17 protein-coding genes and 1 tRNA gene are annotated in these 18,527 nt (G+C 64.6%); 9 read left to right on the top strand and 9 right to left on the bottom strand.

What is annotated here, in order from left to right; translation table 11 throughout:
* Nucleotides 1-129: 129 nt before the first annotated feature.
* Both E5Z01_RS13140 and E5Z01_RS13135 read left to right on the top strand, forming a co-directional pair.
* Complete coding sequence (locus E5Z01_RS13140) at nt 130-1,371, top strand: MFS transporter (protein WP_338069154.1); 1,242 nt, start codon at nt 130-132, stop codon at nt 1,369-1,371.
* Nucleotides 1,372-1,550: 179 nt separating this feature from the next.
* On the top strand, nt 1,551-2,699 hold the full coding sequence (locus E5Z01_RS13135; RefSeq protein WP_135229778.1) for an aminotransferase class I/II-fold pyridoxal phosphate-dependent enzyme: 1,149 nt from the start codon (nt 1,551-1,553) through the stop codon (nt 2,697-2,699).
* Between the two features lie 38 nt (nt 2,700-2,737).
* On the opposite strand, the gene E5Z01_RS13130 is transcribed toward E5Z01_RS13135, so the two are convergent.
* Nucleotides 2,738-3,889: a glycosyltransferase family 4 protein gene (locus E5Z01_RS13130; RefSeq protein WP_135229777.1), complete on the bottom strand. Its 1,152-nt coding sequence runs from the start codon at nt 3,887-3,889 to the stop codon at nt 2,738-2,740.
* A gap of 54 nt (nt 3,890-3,943) precedes the next feature.
* Here E5Z01_RS13130 and hisA point away from each other — a divergent pair, with 54 nt between their 5' ends.
* Together hisA and E5Z01_RS13120 are read left to right on the top strand one after the other, a co-directional pair.
* Entirely contained in the window at nt 3,944-4,690 is a 747-nt protein-coding gene (hisA, locus tag E5Z01_RS13125; protein ID WP_240738415.1) for a 1-(5-phosphoribosyl)-5-[(5-phosphoribosylamino)methylideneamino]imidazole-4-carboxamide isomerase, read from the top strand.
* A 122-nt stretch (nt 4,691-4,812) separates the two neighbouring features.
* A tRNA-Glu gene (locus E5Z01_RS13120) sits at nt 4,813-4,887 on the top strand.
* A 102-nt stretch (nt 4,888-4,989) separates the two neighbouring features.
* On the opposite strand, the gene E5Z01_RS13115 is transcribed toward E5Z01_RS13120, so the two are convergent.
* Nucleotides 4,990-5,454 carry a hypothetical protein gene (locus tag E5Z01_RS13115; protein WP_135229776.1) on the bottom strand — a complete coding sequence of 155 codons (465 nt, stop codon included), beginning with the start codon at nt 5,452-5,454 and terminating at the stop codon, nt 4,990-4,992.
* A 176-nt stretch (nt 5,455-5,630) separates the two neighbouring features.
* Between E5Z01_RS13115 and E5Z01_RS13110 the strand changes: the two genes are divergently transcribed.
* Entirely contained in the window at nt 5,631-6,392 is a 762-nt protein-coding gene (locus tag E5Z01_RS13110) for a class I SAM-dependent DNA methyltransferase (RefSeq protein WP_135229775.1), read from the top strand.
* Nucleotides 6,389-7,345, top strand: a complete 957-nt coding sequence (locus tag E5Z01_RS13105) for an NAD(P)H-dependent glycerol-3-phosphate dehydrogenase (protein WP_135229774.1) — start codon at nt 6,389-6,391, stop codon at nt 7,343-7,345. Before E5Z01_RS13110 ends, E5Z01_RS13105 begins: the two co-directional genes overlap by 4 nt.
* A gap of 294 nt (nt 7,346-7,639) precedes the next feature.
* Here E5Z01_RS13105 and E5Z01_RS13100 read toward each other — a convergent pair whose 3' ends face one another.
* From E5Z01_RS13100 to E5Z01_RS13070, 7 genes are all read right to left on the bottom strand, one after another.
* Nucleotides 7,640-7,816: a type II toxin-antitoxin system antitoxin gene (locus E5Z01_RS13100; RefSeq protein ID WP_135229773.1), complete on the bottom strand. Its 177-nt coding sequence runs from the start codon at nt 7,814-7,816 to the stop codon at nt 7,640-7,642.
* Nucleotides 7,817-7,840: 24 nt separating this feature from the next.
* Nucleotides 7,841-8,755, bottom strand: a complete 915-nt coding sequence (locus E5Z01_RS13095; protein ID WP_135229772.1) for an SPFH domain-containing protein — start codon at nt 8,753-8,755, stop codon at nt 7,841-7,843.
* A gap of 70 nt (nt 8,756-8,825) precedes the next feature.
* Nucleotides 8,826-9,602, bottom strand: coding sequence for a class I SAM-dependent methyltransferase (locus E5Z01_RS13090; RefSeq protein WP_135229771.1), 777 nt, complete (start codon nt 9,600-9,602; stop codon nt 8,826-8,828).
* Between the two features lie 122 nt (nt 9,603-9,724).
* On the bottom strand, nt 9,725-12,199 hold the full coding sequence (locus E5Z01_RS13085) for a cbb3-type cytochrome c oxidase subunit I (protein ID WP_135229770.1): 2,475 nt from the start codon (nt 12,197-12,199) through the stop codon (nt 9,725-9,727).
* Nucleotides 12,196-13,455: a cytochrome c oxidase subunit II gene (gene coxB, locus E5Z01_RS13080; protein ID WP_135229769.1), complete on the bottom strand. Its 1,260-nt coding sequence runs from the start codon at nt 13,453-13,455 to the stop codon at nt 12,196-12,198. The genes E5Z01_RS13085 and coxB overlap by 4 nt, the downstream gene beginning before the upstream one ends.
* 248 nt (nt 13,456-13,703) lie before the next feature.
* Nucleotides 13,704-14,618: a heme o synthase gene (locus tag E5Z01_RS13075; protein ID WP_135229794.1), complete on the bottom strand. Its 915-nt coding sequence runs from the start codon at nt 14,616-14,618 to the stop codon at nt 13,704-13,706.
* Between the two features lie 11 nt (nt 14,619-14,629).
* Nucleotides 14,630-15,607, bottom strand: coding sequence for a COX15/CtaA family protein (locus tag E5Z01_RS13070; RefSeq protein WP_240738414.1), 978 nt, complete (start codon nt 15,605-15,607; stop codon nt 14,630-14,632).
* 320 nt (nt 15,608-15,927) lie between these two features.
* Between E5Z01_RS13070 and E5Z01_RS13065 the strand changes: the two genes are divergently transcribed.
* From E5Z01_RS13065 to panB, 3 genes are all read left to right on the top strand, one after another.
* Nucleotides 15,928-16,899, top strand: coding sequence for a hypothetical protein (locus E5Z01_RS13065; protein WP_135229768.1), 972 nt, complete (start codon nt 15,928-15,930; stop codon nt 16,897-16,899).
* Between the two features lie 58 nt (nt 16,900-16,957).
* Nucleotides 16,958-17,437: a DUF420 domain-containing protein gene (locus E5Z01_RS13060; RefSeq protein WP_135229767.1), complete on the top strand. Its 480-nt coding sequence runs from the start codon at nt 16,958-16,960 to the stop codon at nt 17,435-17,437.
* Between the two features lie 74 nt (nt 17,438-17,511).
* Nucleotides 17,512-18,333, top strand: a complete 822-nt coding sequence (panB, locus tag E5Z01_RS13055; protein ID WP_119763732.1) for a 3-methyl-2-oxobutanoate hydroxymethyltransferase — start codon at nt 17,512-17,514, stop codon at nt 18,331-18,333.
* The last annotated feature ends 194 nt before the right edge of the window (nt 18,334-18,527 follow it).

Here is an 18,527-nt window from a genome sequence, read left to right as displayed (position 1 = left end):
CATACGTTGGAGATGGTCGGTGGTGGTCATGCGTACCGTTCAGGGTAGGGCTTCGCGGGCGGAGCCGGTTTTGTTCTCCGTCATTTGGCTTACCGTCCCTGGCGCAGCCACAGGAGTACCCTCGGGGTTGTGACTGTTCAGACCGCGCCGCCCGTTTCTTTCCGACCTTCTGCGGCGCAACTGGGCCTGATGTTCGCCAACTTCCTGATGTGGGGCGGGTTTTTTGCCGTGATTCCACTGGTGACCGTGCACTTCGTGGGGGACTTGAAGTGGGCGGCGGCCAGTATCGGGCTGGTGCTGGGCCTGCGCCAGCTGACGCAGCAGGGCCTGACCGTGTTCGGCGGGGCGTGGTCGGACAGAAGTGGGCCGAAACCGCTGATCCTGGCCGGGTGCCTGCTGCGCATGGCGGGCTTCGTGTGGATGGGCTTTGCCACCACCCTGCCGGTGCTGCTGCTGGCCTCGCTGGTGGCCGGGGTGGGGGGCGGGTTGTTCGACGCGCCCAAGAATGCCGCCCTGACCGCGGTGACCCGCCCGGAAGACCGCACGCGCATGTTCAGCCTCATGAGCATCTTCGGAAACCTGGGCATGGTGACCGGCCCGCTGATCGGCGCGGCTTTGATGGGCCTGGGCTTCAGAACAGCGGCCATGGCCGCCGGGGTGGTGTATCTGCTGGCGGCACTGGTCATGGGTTTTACGCTGCCGCATGTGAAACCGCAGCCCACGGGCGGCGGGCAATTCGACGGCCTGAAGGTCGCCGCCGCTGACGTGCGGTTTCGGCGTTTCACGCTGGTGCTGATCGGGTACTTCATTCTGAGTACGCAACTGAACGTGCTGGTTACCCTGAAAGCCTTTGACCTGGCCGGTGCGAAAGCCACCGGCCCCATCTATGCCCTGAGTGCCGGGCTGGCGGTGCTGCTTCAGTACCCGGCGGTGCAGTACCTGGATCAAAAGATTTCCAAGCGGGCCAACCTGATGAGCAGCGTGCTGCTGGTCGCCAGCGCCCTGGGCCTGATGGCCTTCGTGCAGACCTTCCCGGCCCTGCTGGCCTGCGTGGCGCTGTACTCGCTGGGCACCATGACGGTGTTCCCGGCCCAGCAGACCCTGACCGCCCGCTTCGCGCCGCCGGAACTGGTGGGCAGCTACTTCGGTTTTTCCTCCATCAGTCTGGGCGTGGGCGGGGCGGTGGGCAACGTGGTGGGCGGTATCCTGCTCGACCTGGGGCAACGTCTGGGCTTCCCGGATCTGCCGTGGCTGGCGCTGTTCCTGACCGGCGTGCTGACCGCGCTGGGGCTGAAGTGGGCCTTGAAAGGCCTGCCGCGAAATCCCATCGGCAGCGGGTACATCATGAAAGGGCCGCAGGAGAAAAACTGACACGCCGCCCGAAAGCTGCGCTCAGGCATGAGACAAAAGAATGAAGTGCTTTTTGGTCGAGCGAACTGAAACCACCCGCAGGGAGCGAGTGAATTTGGATGAGCAGGACAAAGAATGGAGTGGTGCGAAGTGGTGTTCCACGCAGCACGGAATGCGGAGATCTGCTCTACACTCGCGGTATGTGGTCTTCGCGTCGTGCAGCGGCTGTTCCCGGTAGCGTCTTCTCGTTGATGGACGCCGCCAAATCAAGGGCGCGCGGGCGTGGCCTGGACATCATCGACCTGAGCATCGGCAGCAGTGACCTTCAGCCGCCGGAACCCGTGCTGGAAGCGCTGCGCCAGGCGACGCACGACCCTGCCACCTACCGCTATCCGCTGTTCAGCGATACGCAACCAATGCGCGACGCGGCTGCCGCCTACCTGAAGCGCCGTTTTGGCGTGACCCTGAACGCCGACACCGAAGTGCTGCCCCTCATCGGCGCTCAGGAAGGCCTGGCACACCTGCTGCTGGCCGTCACCGATCCTGGCGACTCGATTCTGCTGCCGGATCCGTGTTACCCCCCTTACCTGGGCGCCGTGGCCGTGGCGGGCCTGAATATCGTGACCTTACCCCTGCTGCCGGAGCGCGGCTTCCTGCCTGACCTGAACGCCGTGCCGGACGACGCAAACCCCCGCGTGCTGCTCCTGAATTACCCGAACAATCCCACTTCCGCCGTGGCCACCCCTTCCTTTTTTCAGCAGGCCGCACAGTGGTGCCGGGAACGCGGCACGCTGCTGATCCATGACCACCCCTACGCCGAGTTGACGTTTGGGGATTACCGCGCTCCGTCCGCCCTGGAGGCCGGTACGGCGGGTGTGGTCGAACTCCATTCGCTGTCAAAAACGCACCACATGGGCGGCTTCCGGGTGGGCTTCGCTGCCGGGGACGCCCAGGCCATCGCTGCCCTGGCCCGCGTAAAAGGCGCCATCGACTTCCACCCCTACCTGGGCATTCAGTATGCCGCTGCGCTGGCCCTGGGCCTCCCCGACGAGGTGGGCCGCGCCGGGGCCGGCGTGTTCCAGGCCCGCCGCGACGCCCTCATTCCTGCCCTGCACGGCATTGGCTGGGAAGTCCAGCCCCCGCAGGCCAGTATGTACGCCTGGGCCCGGGTGCCGAACGTCACTGACAGTCTGGCCTACGCCGTCAGGGCCGCCGAACAGACCGGCGTCGCTCTCAGTCCCGGACGCGCCTTCGGAGAAAGGGGCGAAGGCTTCGTCCGCTTCGCCCTGGTGCAACCGCCCGAACAACTACGCGAAGCCGTGAAGCGCCTGGCAGAAATGAAGGTATAAACCCCCCGATGGAGTGGCGAAATTTCTGGCCTCCATCCTCACTTCCTCTTTCTTTTCTCCGCGATCAGTTCCTCGTAAATCTGTTCAAGCGCGGCGGCCCGGGTGGGCAGGTCATATTGCGTGGCACTTTCACGGGCCGCCTTTTGCATCACGTGTAAGCGCTCGGGCGCGAGCGTATGCAGGAGGCCAGCAGCGAGGGCTTCCGGCGTGGGGGCGCGAACCGTGCCGTTGACACCCTCCTCGATCAGGTCAAGCGCGGCGGGGCTTTGCGCGGCCACCAGGGGCGTGCGCGCAGCGAGGGCTTCGATCATGCTCATGGGAAGGACTTCACTGGTGCTGGCGGTGAGGAACACGTCGGCGGCGGCGAGGGCCTGCGGCACGCGCTCGTAAGGGATGGGGCCAGTGAAGGTGACGCCTTCGCGCGACTGGTTTTGCAGTTCGGCGCGGCTGGGGCCGTCCCCGACGACGAGCAGCCTCAGTTCGGGGCGGCTGGCGCGGGCCTGCTCGAAGGCGTGCAGCATGACACCCAGGTTTTTTTCGGGGGCCAGGCGGCCCAGCGACATGACCAGGGGAACATCTGCGGGGATGTGATACTGGGCGCGGAGGTCATGTCCGTCCGCCTTCTGAAAGGCCCTGAGGTTGACGGGATTGGGGAACAGGTCGACCTGGCCCTGGTAGCCGTACTGACGGAGCATATCGATCATGGCGCGGCCCGGAGCAAGGACACGGCCGACCCGGCGGGCGAAGGCGGCCACATGGGGCCGAACGACGGCGCGGCTGACACGCTTGGGCATGGGGGCGTAGTGCAGGTACTGTTCGTACTGCGTGTGCGCGGTGTAAACGACCGGCGCACCGGCGTGCCAGGCCCAGCGCAGGGCCAGTTGACCGGCCAGGAAGGGATGCATGGTGTGGACGACTTCGAGGTCGCGCAGGGGCAGTTTGCTGGTCAGCAGGGGGCCGGGGGCCAGCATCATGGGATAGTCGGCGGGCGCCCCCAGGGCGCGTGCTCCGGCAAAGGAAGCGTTCAGGCGGTACACCCCGTGCTCGTGCAGGGGCATCTGGGGGTGGCGCGGGGCGAAGATGCGCACGTCGTGTCCGCGTTCGCGCAGGCCCTGGGCGAACAGGGCGGTGCTGGTGGCGACGCCGTTCCGGGAAGGCAGGTAGGTGGCAGTCACGATTCCGATTCGCACAACCCGTTCAGTCTAACTTGCCCGGCGTGCCAGGCCGAACCGTATGCTGGCGGTATGAATGCTGACGCAATGACGCCCCTCATTATTCCGTGCGTGGATATTCAGGCTGGCCAGGCGGTGCGCCTGTACGAGGGCGACCCCGAACGCGAAACGGTGTACTTCGATTCGCCGCTGGAGGCAGCGCGCCACTGGGTCAACCTGGGCGCGGGCCTGGTTCATCTGGTCGATCTGGACGCCGCCACCGGGCGCGGGGAAAATCGCCGGGTGATCGAGCTGATCGCTCAGGAGCTGGGGGTGCCGGTGGAGGTGGGGGGCGGCATCCGCTCGCGCGAGGCGGCGGAGGCGCTGCTGAGGAGCGGGGTGCAGCGCGTGGTGATCGGCACGGCGGCCATTGCGCACCCGGAACTGGTGCGTGAACTGATCGACGCTCACGGCCCGGAGCGCGTGATCGTCAGCCTGGATGCGCGCCCGAACGACGAGGGAGGGCTGGAGGTGGCCACCCACGGCTGGGCGCGGGGCAGCGGCCTGAAGGTGGCTGAGATGACGCCAGGGCTGGCCGAGGCGGGCCTGGAAACCCTGATCTTCACGGACGTCTCGCGGGACGGCACCTTGAAGGGCCTGAACCGTGAACTGATGCGCCAGGTGCGTGGGCTCTGGCTCAACACCTTGATCGTGGGCGGCGGCGTGGCCAACACCGATGACGTGCGCCTGCTGGCCGAGGAACACATCGAGGGCGCGATCGTGGGCCGCGCCATCTACGAGGGAACGCTCACCTACCCGGTGGCGTTAGCAGGATCGTGAAGCTGCCCTATTGACGAATGCCCGTTTCCCCTGTATCTTTCTGTGCGTGCCGGAAACGGCACCCCTTGAAAGGCAGTCAAGAAACTTCCCTTAAATGGTGATTTCAAAAGCTGTAGTGGTGTGGCCCCATCGTCTAACGGTTAGGACACTACCCTTTCAAGGTAGCGATACGGGTTCGAATCCCGTTGGGGTCACCACTGAACGCTCCCGCTCCGGCGGGAGTTTTCTTTTGGCCGAACCTTTTTGAGTGGTTCTTAAAAAACCCCCGGTGAAGGCCGGGGCGCGCAATTCGGTGGGGCTTACTGCATCACAGCTTCGAGGTCGTAGTTGTTCAGGATGGTGGTTTGAATGTCAGAGCTGCCGTTGTAGACGTTCCAGCCGTACTTGGTGCCACCGAACACGTCGCCGTCCTTGGCAACGTACACCAGCAGTTTGCCGTTGTCCTTGCTGAGGATGGTGTCACCCAGATCGTAGCTGCCGTTGTTGTTGGCGTCGCGGAACACGATCACGCGGTAGGTACCGTAGGGAACGTTACGGGGCAGGGTCAGGGTGTAACCGCCGCTCAGGTACTTGTCGATGACCTGGGCCTGGTTGCCGTCCACGACGTATTTGCCCTGATTGTAGCCGACGACGGCCAGTTGCAGGTTCTGGTTGGGCGAAAAGCCCTTGAGCTGACCGGAGACGGCGGCGCTCTTGGTACCAAAAATGCTGCACGAGCTGAGGGCAATGCTTCCGAGAGCGGCAACAGCGAGAATCTTCTTCATGGTGTTCCTCCTGGCGCGGGAGCCTGTAATCTCCGGCGCGGTTGCCTTTACGTTACTTGGCCTTGTTTTCTGCTCACAAGGCCAGCTTCTCTCATGCGGGGCACACAATGCCGGTCAGGCTGATGGGCGCCTTTAGTCCCTCTTGGGCGGGGCTTATAGGACTTATAGTGACGCCCATGCAGCACGCTCCTTTTACCGCTCTGGCCGCCGTGTACGACGCCATCATGGCGGATGTCGAGTACGACGCCTGGGCAGATTTTGTGCTGACCTACGCCCGTGACGCCGAAGTGAACGTGCAATCGGCGCTTGATCTGGCGTGCGGGACAGGCGGATTCACACGGGAGCTTCAGCACGCGGGCCTGACGGTGACCGGGCTGGACGGCAGCCCCGACATGTTGAAAGAGGCCCGGCGCCGACTGCCGGACGTGGCCTTTGTAGAGGGTGATCTGCGCTCTTTCACACTGAACGGGTCGTTCGATCTCATCACCTGCGTGTTCGACAGCCTGAACAACCTGCTCAGCCGCGAGGATCTGGGCGCGGCCTTCCGGCAGATGCACGCGCACCTGAACCCCGGCGGGCTGCTGGCCTGCGACCTGAACACGCGGCTGGGCGTGCGTGAACTGTGGGAAGGCGACGCCATCGAGGGCGTGGTGACGGCCGCCGACGGCGCCGAAGTGCACTACCACTGGTCGCATCACTTTGACCCGCAGGCGGAAGTGGGCGTGGTGCAGGCGTTCTGCCGCATTCAGCCGGAGCAGGGGGATATGCAGGAATTTGTGGAAACGCACCGTGAACGCGGCTACGACCCGCCCGAGGTTCAGGACTTGCTGCGTCAGGCGGGCTTTTCGACCTTCGAGATCGTGGAGTACCCGGACTACGCCGACCCCACACCCGACACGCCGCGCCTGTGGGTCTTTGCCCGGAGGGAACAGGCGTGAACATCCCCATTCTGGGCGCCGGAGGGTGGGGCACCGCCCTGGCGGTCGCCGCCACCCGCGCCGGCAAACGCGCGACCCTTTGGGCCAGACGCCCCGACTTTGCCGCCCGCCTCTCCGAGGTGCGCGAGAACCGCGAGTACCTGCCCGGCGTCCTGCTGCCAGGGGGCGTGCAGGTGTCTTCTCACCTGCAAGTGGCGGTGGCCGATGCCGGCTTCGCCCTGATCGTGGTGCCCAGCGTGGGCGTGCCGGAACTCCTCCAGCAACTTCCGCGCGACCTGGGACTCGTGCTGTGCGCCAAGGGCCTCGCCCCGGACGGCGGACGCCTCACGGAACTGGCGGGCCAGATGGGATTCAGGCGCGTGGCCGTCCTGAGTGGCCCCAACCACGCCGAGGAAGTCGGGCGCGGCCTGCCCGCCGCCACCGTCGTGGCCAGCACCGACCCGGCCCTGGCGGAAGCCGTGCAAGACGCCCTGATGTCTCCCGCCCTGCGCGTGTACACCAGTGCCGACGTGGTCGGCGCGGAACTCGGCGGCGTCCTGAAAAACGTGATTGCCCTGGCCGCCGGCATGTGCGACGGCCTGAATCTGGGCGACAATGCCAAAGCCAGCCTGATCACGCGCGGCCTGATTGAAATGAACCGTTACCTCCAGGCCCTCGGCGCCCAGGAGGACACCATCTACGGCCTCAGCGGCCTGGGTGACCTGATCGCCACCGCCACCAGCCACCACAGCCGCAACCGCGCCGCCGGCGAAGCCATTGCCCGCGCAGAGAATCCCCAGCAGGGCGGCAAAGTCATCGAGGGCCTGCGCACCGCCGGGCTGCTGGAGCACTGGGCCACCGCCCACGGCCACGACCTCCCCATCGTCCGCGCCGTCGCCCACGTCTGCGCCGGCGAATGGACTCCCCAGCAAGGCGTCACCGCCCTCATGGGCAGAGAAGCCAAAGCCGAGTAAAACAGCCCTCACCCGCTGCTACGCGGCTCCACCCTCTCCCCCAGGAGAGGGCAGGTCTTTTATCGTCCCACTAGTCAAAGAAGTCCATCAATCAGACTGAAGGCCGTCGGGCGCGGAGCGCACGGGCCATAGGAACCGTACCCGGACATTCAGCACACAAGGCCCTGCCGCCTTAAGCTGCGTCCCAGAGCCAGCCCACGCAAACGGCGACGACATGCTGAGCGCAGCGAAAGCCCCCTGCCCCAGCCGGGGTAGGGGGTTTGGGGGTGGGGGATTTCCGACAGACCTGAAATCCTATTCTTCAGCTTCATTCTCCTCTTTTTCTTTCAACCTGCCCGCCTTCCGTACTGCCTGCGTCAGCAGAAACTCCATCTGCGCGTTCACGCTGCGCATCTCGTCGGCGGCCCAGCGTTCGAGGGCGGCGTACAGTTCGGGACTCAGGCGCAGGGGGTAGTTTTTACGGGGGGCCATGCGAGGGTTCCCATTGTGGCATGACTAGTAGAGGCTTCCGGCATTCACGACCGGCTGGGTACCGCGTTCGCTGGTCAGAACGACGAGCAGGTTACTCACCATCTGGGCTTTGCGTTCCTCGTCGAGTTCGACGATCTTCTGGTCGCTCAGTTCGCGCAGGGCCATTTCGACCATGCCGACGGCTCCCTGGACGATCTGCTGGCGCGCGGCGATGATGGCACTGGCCTGCTGGCGTTGCAGCATGGCTCCGGCAATTTCGGGGCTGTAGGCCAGGTGCGAAAGGCGGGCTTCGAGAACTTCGACTCCGGCGTGACCGAGGCGGGCCGCGAGTTCCTGGCCGAGGGCCTGGGCGATTTCGTCGGCATTGCCACGCAGGCTGAGGCCTTCTTCGGCAAAGTTGTCGTAGGGGTACTGACTGGCGAGGTGCCGCAGGGCAGTTTCGGCCTGAATGGCGACGAACTGCCCGTAATCCTCGACGTCGAAGACGGCGCGGGCAGTGTCCACGACGCGCCAGACGATGACGGCGGCAATTTCGATGGGGTTGCCCATCAGGTCGTTGACTTTCAGGCGTTCGCTGTTGAAGTTGCGGATGCGCAGGCTGGTGTTTTTGCGGATGGTGAGGGGATTCGTCCAGTACACCCCGTTGCGGCGTTCGGTGCCGACGTAGCGTCCGAAAAGGGTCAGCACCTTGGCCTGGTTGGGTTGCACGATGTAGAACCCGGCCGCCAGGAACAGCGTGAGGGCCAGAAGGGGGGCGCCCAGGGTGAACTGTTCAGCGATGAGCAGCCAGAGGGCCAGGGCACCCAGGGCGAGGCACACGATGAAGAAGGGAATGCCGGGCAGGCCGAAGGCGGGGCGTTCGGTGCTGGCAATGCCGCTTCGGCTGGAGACGCCGCCCTGGGGGCCAGTGGTTTGGGGGGTATGTTCAAGTTTGCTCATCTTCGCTCCTCCTATCAAAGTGATATCACTTTGACTTCATTACGAGGTGAAGTGAGCCAGGGTTCCCGCTTCAGCGTTTATCCCATCGGGCCACCATCATCTGCTCGATGTGTGCGGTGAGTTGCCCCTGCTCATCGACTTCCAGGCCGACTTCCTGCTGCTGTGCCGGGGTCAGGTGCGCCGCCTGTTCTCGCAGTTGCCGCACGGTGTCCGGCGTGCAACCGGCCTGCCCTGCCCACCAGTCAAACTCCAGGCGGTACGGCACCAGTGTCTCTCCTGCCCAGGTGAAGCCCGCCGCCTGCGCCAGTTCGCGCCACTCCGCCACGGTGCGCTGGGTGAAGTGGCTGGGGTCACGGGTCTGCTGGTACGTGTCGATCCACAGTTTGAGGTCGGGAGCCGGGCTGATCTGATCGGCGATCACCAGCCGCCCGCCGGGCTTCAGCACACGGAAGGCCTCTGCCAGGAACCGGGCCAGATCCCGAAAGTGATGCGGAGCGTGCCGCGCCGTGACCAGCGTAAACGCCTCTTCCGGAAAGGGCATGGCCTCAGCGCTGCCGCGCACGAAAAGGGTATTGAGTCTGCCTTCTTCGTTGGCACGCTGCTGTGCGTGCGCCAGCATTTTTCCGGCCACGTCCAGCCCGGTCACGTGGGCGACCTGCATGGCGAGACTCAGGGCGGTGTTGCCGGTGCCGGTGGCGACGTCCAGCGCCACATCCTGCCGGGTCGGGGCAGCGTACTCGATCAGAACAGGCAGGCTGGCCCCGAAGCGGTGAACTTCGCTGCTGGCGTACCTGTCGGCCTGGGCGTTAAATTGCCGTTCACTGCTGCTGAGGTCATGGCTGGTCATGGCCTATTGTTCGGGTCTGGGCAGGCGGGGTGGCCGGCTGTTCTATTCAAGCAGCTCAAGTAGCCTCCACAGCAAGAAAGAGGAGGCCCGGAGGCCTCCCCTGTGCTGACCGCTACTACTGTTTACCAGGCGTAGAAGATGGCGACGATCAGCAGCCACACCACGTCCACCAGGTGCCAGTACAGGCTGGCGGGGGCAATGCTGCCGTGGTTGTACTTGTCGATCTTGCCAGTCAGGGCCTGGTAGTACGGGAGGGCCACGCCGACCGCGCCGATGAGGATGTGCAGGCCGTGCAGGCCGACGATGATGAAGAAGCAGGACTGCCACAGGTTCTGACGCCAGTCGCTTTCGGCGCCGAACAGGCTGAACTCGTACACCTGGAACACGAAGAAGAGGGCGCCGAGCGCCAGGGTGACGAACAGGCCGAGTCGGGCCCAGCTGGTGCGGCCGTGGTGCAGGTCGTGTTCGGCCTTGTGAACCACGAAGCTGGAGCTGACCAAGATCAGGGTGTTCAGCGCGGCCAGCCAGGCGGCGGGGCGCAGCGCGGGCGGTTCGGCGTGCCCGGTGATGCGCAGGTACACGTAGCCGGCGATCAGCACGGCGAACAGGCCGACTTCGCTGATGATGAACCAACTCATGCCCATGAAGCCGTTGTCGTACTTGGTGAGGTGGTGGTGGGCGACGGGCACGTCGTACTCGGGGGTGCCGGCCCACTTGAAGAGGCCGTAGAAGAACAGCGGGAAGCTGAGGTACAGCAGGACGCTGGCGACGATGTTCACGGTGCTGTGGCCGGGCGTCAGCGCAAAGAAGGGCTGCACCTTGTCATAGCTGGGTTGCCAGTTGGTGAACCACCCGAAGCTCAGGCCGATGCCCATGATCAGCAGGCCGAAGGCAGTCAGGAAAGGGCCCCAGCTGTCCTGCGGCAGGTGAATGCTCTTGGGATCGACGGGCGTGAGGGTCTCGCCACTCTTTTCCCAGTCGTACAGGGGGCGTTCGGTGGGGAAGTTGGTGGGGAAGTCGTGCGCGAAGTTGTAGGCGGCGGGCGGGCTGCTGCTCGTCCACTCCAGGGTGTAGCCGCCCCAGGGGTTGGGGCCGGCGGTGATGGGTTTCTGGAGGCTCTGGAGCAGGTTCCACACGAACACCAAGCCGCCCCCCAGCAGGATCAGGGTGCCAATGGTAGAGGTGAAGTTCAGTTCGTTCCAGGCGAAGTTGCCGTCGGGGTAGGTGTAGTAGCGCCGCGGCAGGCCCAGCAGGCCCAGGATGTACTGCGGCAGGAAGGTCATCCAGGAGCCGATCATGAAGAGCCAGAAGTGCACCAGGCCCAGTTTCTCGTTCAGGAACCGCCCAGTCATCTTGGGCCACCAGTAGTAGATGCCGCCCATGGCCAGGAAGGCCGTGCCGAACATCATCACGTTGTGGAAGTGCGCGACCACGTAGTAGGTCATGGTGACCTGGTAGTCGAAGGGCACCATCCCCAGGGACACGCCAGTGATCCCGCCGATCAGGAAGTTGAACAGGAAGCCGATCAGCCAGTAGGTGGGGGTGCGCATCATGATGCGGCCGCCCCACATGGTGCCGATCAGGTTGAAGATCTTCACGCCAGTGGGCACGGCCACGATCAGGGTGGCGACCATAAAGGCGATCTGCCAGGCTTCGGGAACACCCACGGCGAACATGTGGTGCAGCCACACCACCAGCGAAACCATCACGATGGCCAGGATGGAGTACACCATCACGCGGTAGCCGAACAGCGGCTTGCGGGACATGGTGGAGGCGATTTCGGCGCCGATGCCCAGGTAAGGCAGCAGCATGACGTACACGGCGGGGTGCGAGTAGAACCAGAAGAACTGCTGGAACAGCACCGGCACGCCCTGAATGCCGCTGTTGAACATGCTGACGCCCAGCTTCAATTCCAGGTAGGTGGTGAGGGCCGCGGCGGTCAGGCCGCCCAGCGAGATGAGCTGAAGGATGCTGGTGGCAAAGATGCTCCACGCGAAAATCGGCATTTTCCAGAGGCTCATGCCGGGCGCACGCATGTTGACGATGGTGGCGGCGAAGTTGGCGCTGCCCAGCAGCGACCCCAGGCCGTTGATGATGATGGCGACCATGAAGACCGTGACGCCGGTCTGGTTGCCGTCCACCGAGAGGGGGTAGTAGAACGTCCAGCCGACGCCGGGGGCACCGCCGATGCCCAGGCCGATGAGAACCAGCAGCAGGCTGAACACGAAGCTCCAGACCGCGAAGTTGTTGAGCCTGGGCAGCGCCACGTCGCGAACGCCGAGTTGCAGCGGCAGGAAGTAGTTCCCGAACCCGAACAGGCCTATCGGGATCAGGAAGAAGAAGATCATCATGGCGGCGTGCAGGGTCAACACCTGGTTATAGAGGTTGCCGACCAGCAGGGTGTTGTTGGGCACCATCAGTTGCAGGCGGATGCCCACGGCAAAGAGGCCGCCCACGCTGAACGCGATGAGGGACACGATGATGTACAGCAGGCCGATCTTCTTGTGATCGGTGGTCATCATGTAGTCCTTGATGACCTCCAGGGCTCCGCGCCGGGTGTGCACCTGCTGCGGTGAGGGGGCATGTTGAACGGTCACGGGTTGCCTCCTGCGGTGGTGGAACCGGACACGGGAATGCCGCGCCAGTAATCGGCTTCTTCGGGGAGTTTCAGGGTGCGGAGGTAAGCGGCGATATCGTCGATTTCAGCGTCGGTCAGCAGGCCACCCTTCTGAACTTTGCCGTTGATTTTGTACTCGCCGCCGTCGTAGCGGGGCATCAGGCTGCCGGGCTTCACGACCGGGCTGTGCTTGATCCAGGCGTGCAGGGCGGCGGCAGGGCTAAATTTCAAGGGGCTGTGGGGTTGAACTTCGGTCTCTTCCCACTGCCGGGGCGTCATGGCTTCCCACATGCCCGCGCCCAGCGTGCGGCGCGTGCCGAAGAAGCTCAGATCCGGGCCACTCTGACCGCCAGCGGAGGTTCCCTGAACGCGGTGGCAGGCGGAGCAGGCGACCGCGCCGGTGCTGGCCTTGCCCTGCGTGAAGAGGGTGTAGCCGCGCTCGGCGGCGCTGCCCGGCTCAGGGGTAGGGGCGGTATAGGCGGTGGCGGCATTGATGAAGGCCGTCCAGCGATCCTGATCCAGCGCAATGACCTTGTAGCGCATGTTGGAGTGGCTGGCCCCGCAAAGCTGCGAGCAGTTGCCCTGATAGACCGCCTGGCGATCCGTGTCGACTTCCCAGGTCTTGTTGCTGCCCGGAATGGAGGCGCGCTGACCGCCGATGTTGGGGGCCCAGAAGCCGTGAACCACGTCCAGGCTGCTGGTGGTCACCGAGACGCGCTGCTTGGTGGGCATGACCATCTCGTTGCCGTTGGTCACCACGCCGCCTGCCACCTTGCTGGTGGGGTAACTGAACTGCCACCAGAACTGCCGGCCCACCGCTTCGACGCTCAGGGCCTGGGCCGAGGCGGTGTTGAGCCGCACCAGGCTGCGCACCGCCAGCACGCTGAGCCCCAGCACGATCACGATGGGAACCAGCACCAGCACCACTTCCAGGCGGTTGTTGCCGTGAAACTGCTGCGGCGCGGCGTCGTGGCGGTCTTCCCGGAAACGGTTGACCGTGTAGAACAGCGCGCCCGAGACGCCCAGAAAAATCAGGATCGACAGCGCCAGTGGCCACAGGCTCATCTGCAGAATCTCGCGGTTGTAGCCGGACGCCTGATCGCCGATGGAGATGAACTGCCCGTCCCTGGCGCAGCCCGAGAGCAGCAGGGCACCGATAAACGCGCCCGCGATGACGCGCCAGGTCACCGCCCTGCGCCGCTCCGCGCCCCGTGTTGTGTCTTGGTTGGTATTCAACTTCACTCCTTTCCTCTTTCGTCCCGGTGGTGGTTCATGGTGTTCGCGCCCCAGTGTAACAGCGTCCCCCGCAACAATGTTCCGCAGGAAACGCGCGGCGTGCGGGGCCTCCGAACCTTCTCCCTGCTCCCGCACACCACCCGCCTCCCGCTACCGAGCGGTCAGGCATAAGCACCATGAAACCAGCCCGGGGGGTGGGCAAGTGTCCCACACGGGCAAAGAGCCACAGCAAAGTGCAGCGGGCCTCTTTACAACATGCGGTCGACGGCGCCCGCCACGAACAGCAGCGCCAGGTACAGCATGGAGTACAGGTACAGCGGCACAGCGACTTTCTTCTCGACCTTTGCGCCGCTCATGACGTGCCGGTACAACCTCCACGACAGCACCAGCAGCCACGCGCCCAGAGCCGCCCCGGACACGAAGTACACCCAGCCCACCGCCCCGAAGTACACCGGCATCAGCGACAGCACCACCGTGTAAATGGCATACAGGCCGATCTGCGCGACCGTCATGCGGTCACCGTGCACGACAGGCAGCATGGGAATCCCGACCTCGCGGTACTCCTCCTTGATCATCAGGGCCAGCGCCCAGAAGTGAACGGGCGTCCAGAAGAAGATGATGGCGAACAGGTAACCCGCGAACAGGTCGAGGTTCCCGGTGACGGCGGCGTACCCCACCAGCGGCGGGAAACACCCGGCGGCCCCACCGATGACGATGTTGTGCCAGGTACTGCGCTTGAGCCACATGGTGTAGATCACGACGTAGAAAATGAAGCCTGCCAAGCTCATCCAGGCGGCCAGCGGCGTGGTGAAGACCCACAGCAGGGCGAAGGACAGCACCTGCAGGGCCGTGCCGAAAATGGCAGCGTTGCGCGAACTGATCAGACCGCTGCTGGTGGGCCGCTTGGCGGTGCGCTGCATCTTCAGGTCGATGTCCCGGTCGATGATCATGTTGAACACGCCCGCCGACCCGGCGCTCATATACCCGGCGAGGCTGACCACGATCAGGGGCCATAGGCCGGGCCAGCCGCGCGCTGCCATGAACATGGCCGTGATGGTCGTCCACAGCAGCAGGCTGATGACCTTGGGTTTGGTCAGCGCCAGGTAATCGCGCCAGGTGGCACGCATCGGGGCAGGCAGGGGATCGGTGGCAGGCGGGGTCATGGGGTGGCTGGTCACGCGCTGACCTCACGGAGCCGCAGGGTGGTCAGGGCGCGGTACACCAGCATAACCGTCGCCAGCCACATCACGCAGGCGAGCAGCAGGTGCGTGAGTTGCATCCAGGCCGGGGCGCGCAGCGCCACATTCACGAAGCCGGCCACGAGTTGCACTGCCAGCAGCGCCCACACGGCCCGACTCCAGCGGGTGACCTGCGCATCGGGCCGTTCACGGCGCAGCCACGCGGCGAGGTAGGCCAGGTATACGGCGCCCACCACCGACAGCAGCGGATGAACGACGCGCAGATTCTCGATGATGCTCGCAGTCACCGCGAAATCCTTTTTCACGGTGCTGATGCCCACGCTGCCGCCCTCGGGCAGGAACAGCAGGTCACCCAGGGCCGTCACCGCGCCCGCCATGGCCATCAGCAGCAGCAGTGCCAGACCCAGGTAACTGAGCAGGCCGGCACGCCCCTGACCGCGCAGGCGCAGGGCCGGGTTGCCGCTGGCCCACAGGGCCGTGAGCAGCGCTGCTCCCAGCAGCGCGAAGGTGTTCGCCATATGAATGCCCTGCACGAAGCCGCGGGCCGGATCGGTGCTGGTCGCGGTCAGGCCCAGCAGCACCTGAACGCCGCCCACCAGGCCCTCCAGAAGAATCAGGCCCAGTGTCCACAGCGCCCCAGTGCGGGCCAGGTGCCCTCGGGGCGTGGCGCGGAAGGCCAGCACGACCAGCGCAATAGCGATTAAACCACTGGCGCCGCTGGTCAGGCGGTGGCTGAACTCGATGACGCGCTCGAAGGTGAAGCTGTGCGGCACCACACGCCCGTCGCACAGCGGCCAGTGGTCTCCGCAGCCCGCGCCCGCCCCGGTGATGCGCACCACGGCACCCCACAGGATCACCAGAATGTTGTAAACCAGCGCGGCCCAGGCCACGCGTGAAAGCCAGGTCTGGGCTGCCGTGCCCGGTTGCGCCGCTGCTCTGAGCGTTCCGCTCAACTTCTTCACCTTCCTTGTGATTTCCGACTGCTGCCCTTCGCCTGCGGGGCCTTTCACTCTGGCCCGTTGTTCAGCAGGCAATGGCCCGACAGCCTGCGTTACTCGGGGCAGTGTAACGAATCCGGTTCAGGCGGAAGTCCCTGACGAGAAAGGACAACCCGGTCGGCATCAACCGGTACCGCAGCAGAGAACGGCCTGAAATTTAACAAACTTAACGTTTTTCATGATCGGAAAACACCCCCACTGCCCACCTTTTTCTACGTCCGGTGATCCCGCAAAGTTGACGGGCTGCCGGGTGACTCTCTTCTAAGCTGCTTTCCATGAGAAGCCAGTTCACGCCTGCCGCCGCAGCGGTCAACCAAGCCGAGCTCACTGAGCCTCTTTATGCGCAGACCCGGCGTATTCAGGGGTGGATGCTGGGCCTGAGCGGCCTGATCGGGTTACTGCTGCTGACTTTTGGCCTGATGTTCCTGACTGGCGAGCGCCTGCTCAGCCATGTCGCCACGCCCCAGGACAAGCAGGCCGTCCTGCCCATGCGGCTGCTGATGGGAGCACTGGCGGCCCTGACGCTCGGGTACACGGTCGTGGTGCTGCTGTTCATTCGGCAGGTCTGGCACCTGGTGCTCAGTCTGACCCAGCACCTCGCCGCGAATTTCACCGCTCACCTTCAGGCGCTCGTCCGCAACGCCCGCAACACCCTGGTGTGGATTCGGGTCATTCAGATCGTCCCGATCATCCTGACCGTGCTGATGCTGGCCCTGGCACTCGTGGGCGATTACCTGCTGCCGCGCACGCTGGGGGAAACGGCCAGTGACCGCACCGGGCTGCTGGATGTCCTCATGAACGGGGTGAGTCTGGCCCTGCAATTTTTCATTCTGGAGTCCGTGCGCCGCTGGCTGCATGCCGTGTCGGTCAGCGCACGCGGCAGCAAGAGCCTGATCGGCCCGAAACTGAGTGCCATGAACGGCTGGACGATTCTGTGGTATCTGGGGCTGATCGGGTCACTGCTGGGCGGACTGGTCGGGACGTTCATGCTGCTGCGCTTCCCCCTGACCAGCGTGCTGAGAGGCCGAACCGGCCTGGATTTCACGGACTTGGAACTGTTTTCCCGGTTTAACGGTCTGCTTCAGGGCGGCGTGATTCTGGGCCTGCTGCTGACCGTGATCCTGCTGGTGCTGCTGACCCTGTTCAGGGGGTATGCCGCGCAGGTGACGACCTCACTGGACGAACGCAGCCTTCAGGCCCGCAGGCAGGGCCAGGAGGCCAGGGCCGACGCCTGGGCCAACACCTGAAACCGCGCCTGACCGCTCGGACACCTGCCCCGCCGCCAGTCCCTACACTGGGCGGGATATGGCTGAAACCATTAATACCCTCTCCGTCATTACCATCATAATCAGTGGCCTGGTGCTGCTGCTCGGCGTTTACCTCATCAAAAGCGGGCGGCGCGAAGCGCACATGAAAGCCATGCTGACCGCCAGTACCCTGGCGACCATTTTTCTGGTGCTTTACCTGACGCGCCTGGGCCTGGGCTACGAGAAGAAGTACATCGGCCCGAACAAGGGCGCCTACCTGCTGCTGCTGGTCAGCCACATCATCCTGGCCGCCGCGAACCTGCCACTGGCGCTGCTGGCACTCTGGAACGCCTGGAAAGGCTACCTGGCGTCCGGCCGGAACTTGGGCAACATCGACGCGCCTGCCGCCCGGTCTTTTTTTGCGCGTCACCGCCTGTGGGTGAAGTGGACGGTGCCGGTGTGGCTGTACGTCGCGGTCACGGGCTGGATTATCTACCTGCTGCTGCATAATTACGGCGAAGTGACCCGGGGCGGATAAACACGAACTACCAGCAGTCATGAAGTCTCCTGGACTCTCCGGCGCGACGAACTCCTGCCTGCTACCCTGCGGGCATGAAACTCAGTATCCCGGAGTTGCAGCATTCCGAACGTCCCATCGTGATGGTGACGGCCTACGATTACCCCGGCGGGAAGCACGCCGAGGCCGGCGGGGTGGACATGATCCTGGTCGGGGACAGCCTGGGAAATGTGGTACTGGGCTACGACAGCACCGCGCCCGTGACCCTCGCGGACATGATTCACCACGGCCGGGCCGTGCGCCGGGGAGCGCCGAACACCTTTCTGGTGGTGGATATGCCGTTCGGCACGTACCACACCGGTGCGACCGACGCCATGCGCAACGCCGTGAAGATCATCCAGGAAACCGGGGCGGACGCCGTGAAAATGGAGGGGGCCACCACCGAGATCCTGCAGGTGGTCGACAACCTGACGCGCAACGGCATTCCGGTGGTGGGCCACGTGGGCCTGATGCCGCAGACCGCCACGGCCCAGGGCGGCCTGCGGGCCCAGGGAAAAGACGACGAGAGCGCCAGACTCACAGTTGAGGGCGCGGCAGCACTGGAGCAGGCGGGGGCCTTCAGCCTGGTGCTGGAAGCCATCCCGGCTCGCCTGGCGAAACTGATTACCGAGAGATTGACCATCCCCACCATCGGCATTGGTGCGGGCGTTCATTGCGACGGGCAGGTGCTGGTGACCCACGACCTGCTGGGCATCTACGAAGGCGAACAGAAGAAAATCGCCAAACGCTACGCCGAAGTCGGCCAGATTGCTCGTGAAGCCATCGAGCAGTACGCCCAGGAAGTCAGAGCCCGCCAGTTCCCCGCCCGGGAAAACAGCTTTGTCATGAAAGACGACGTGCTGGACAAGTTGTACTGAAGCCTGCGGCAAGACTGGAGGCGAAAAAAGCTGGCGTGCGGTGGGTTCAGCACCCCGAATTCTGCGCTCTATGGCTCTCGCATGGAAATCACAGCGGGCAGGAAGTCCGTATACCACCCTTCACACGCCGTCTCGTCGCCCCGTACATTCAAGAAGCCCTGCAAGCCGGCAAATGCCTGACAAGACCTGGCGTA

The sequence above is a fragment of the Deinococcus fonticola genome, assembly GCF_004634215.1.
Taxonomy (GTDB): Bacteria; Deinococcota; Deinococci; order Deinococcales; family Deinococcaceae; genus Deinococcus; species Deinococcus fonticola.
The sequence above is the reverse complement of the archived record's forward strand: the minus strand, read 5'-3'. Positions and strand labels throughout refer to the sequence as shown.

What these genes read in the sequence shown, in the direction of transcription:
- E5Z01_RS13075 (WP_135229794.1), bottom strand. Translation starts at nt 14,618, where the DNA reads ATGACCCCGCCTGCCACCGATCCCCTGCCTGCCCCGATGCGTGCCACC.
- E5Z01_RS13065 (WP_135229768.1), top strand. Translation starts at nt 15,928, where the DNA reads ATGAGAAGCCAGTTCACGCCTGCCGCCGCAGCGGTCAACCAAGCCGAG.
- E5Z01_RS13060 (WP_135229767.1), top strand. Translation starts at nt 16,958, where the DNA reads ATGGCTGAAACCATTAATACCCTCTCCGTCATTACCATCATAATCAGT.
- E5Z01_RS13090 (WP_135229771.1), bottom strand. Translation starts at nt 9,602, where the DNA reads ATGACCAGCCATGACCTCAGCAGCAGTGAACGGCAATTTAACGCCCAG.
- E5Z01_RS13115 (WP_135229776.1), bottom strand. Translation starts at nt 5,454, where the DNA reads ATGAAGAAGATTCTCGCTGTTGCCGCTCTCGGAAGCATTGCCCTCAGC.
- E5Z01_RS13095 (WP_135229772.1), bottom strand. Translation starts at nt 8,755, where the DNA reads ATGAGCAAACTTGAACATACCCCCCAAACCACTGGCCCCCAGGGCGGC.
- panB (WP_119763732.1), top strand. Translation starts at nt 17,512, where the DNA reads ATGAAACTCAGTATCCCGGAGTTGCAGCATTCCGAACGTCCCATCGTG.
- E5Z01_RS13100 (WP_135229773.1), bottom strand. Translation starts at nt 7,816, where the DNA reads ATGGCCCCCCGTAAAAACTACCCCCTGCGCCTGAGTCCCGAACTGTAC.
- E5Z01_RS13135 (WP_135229778.1), top strand. Translation starts at nt 1,551, where the DNA reads ATGTGGTCTTCGCGTCGTGCAGCGGCTGTTCCCGGTAGCGTCTTCTCG.
- E5Z01_RS13110 (WP_135229775.1), top strand. Translation starts at nt 5,631, where the DNA reads ATGCAGCACGCTCCTTTTACCGCTCTGGCCGCCGTGTACGACGCCATC.
- hisA (WP_240738415.1), top strand. Translation starts at nt 3,944, where the DNA reads ATGAATGCTGACGCAATGACGCCCCTCATTATTCCGTGCGTGGATATT.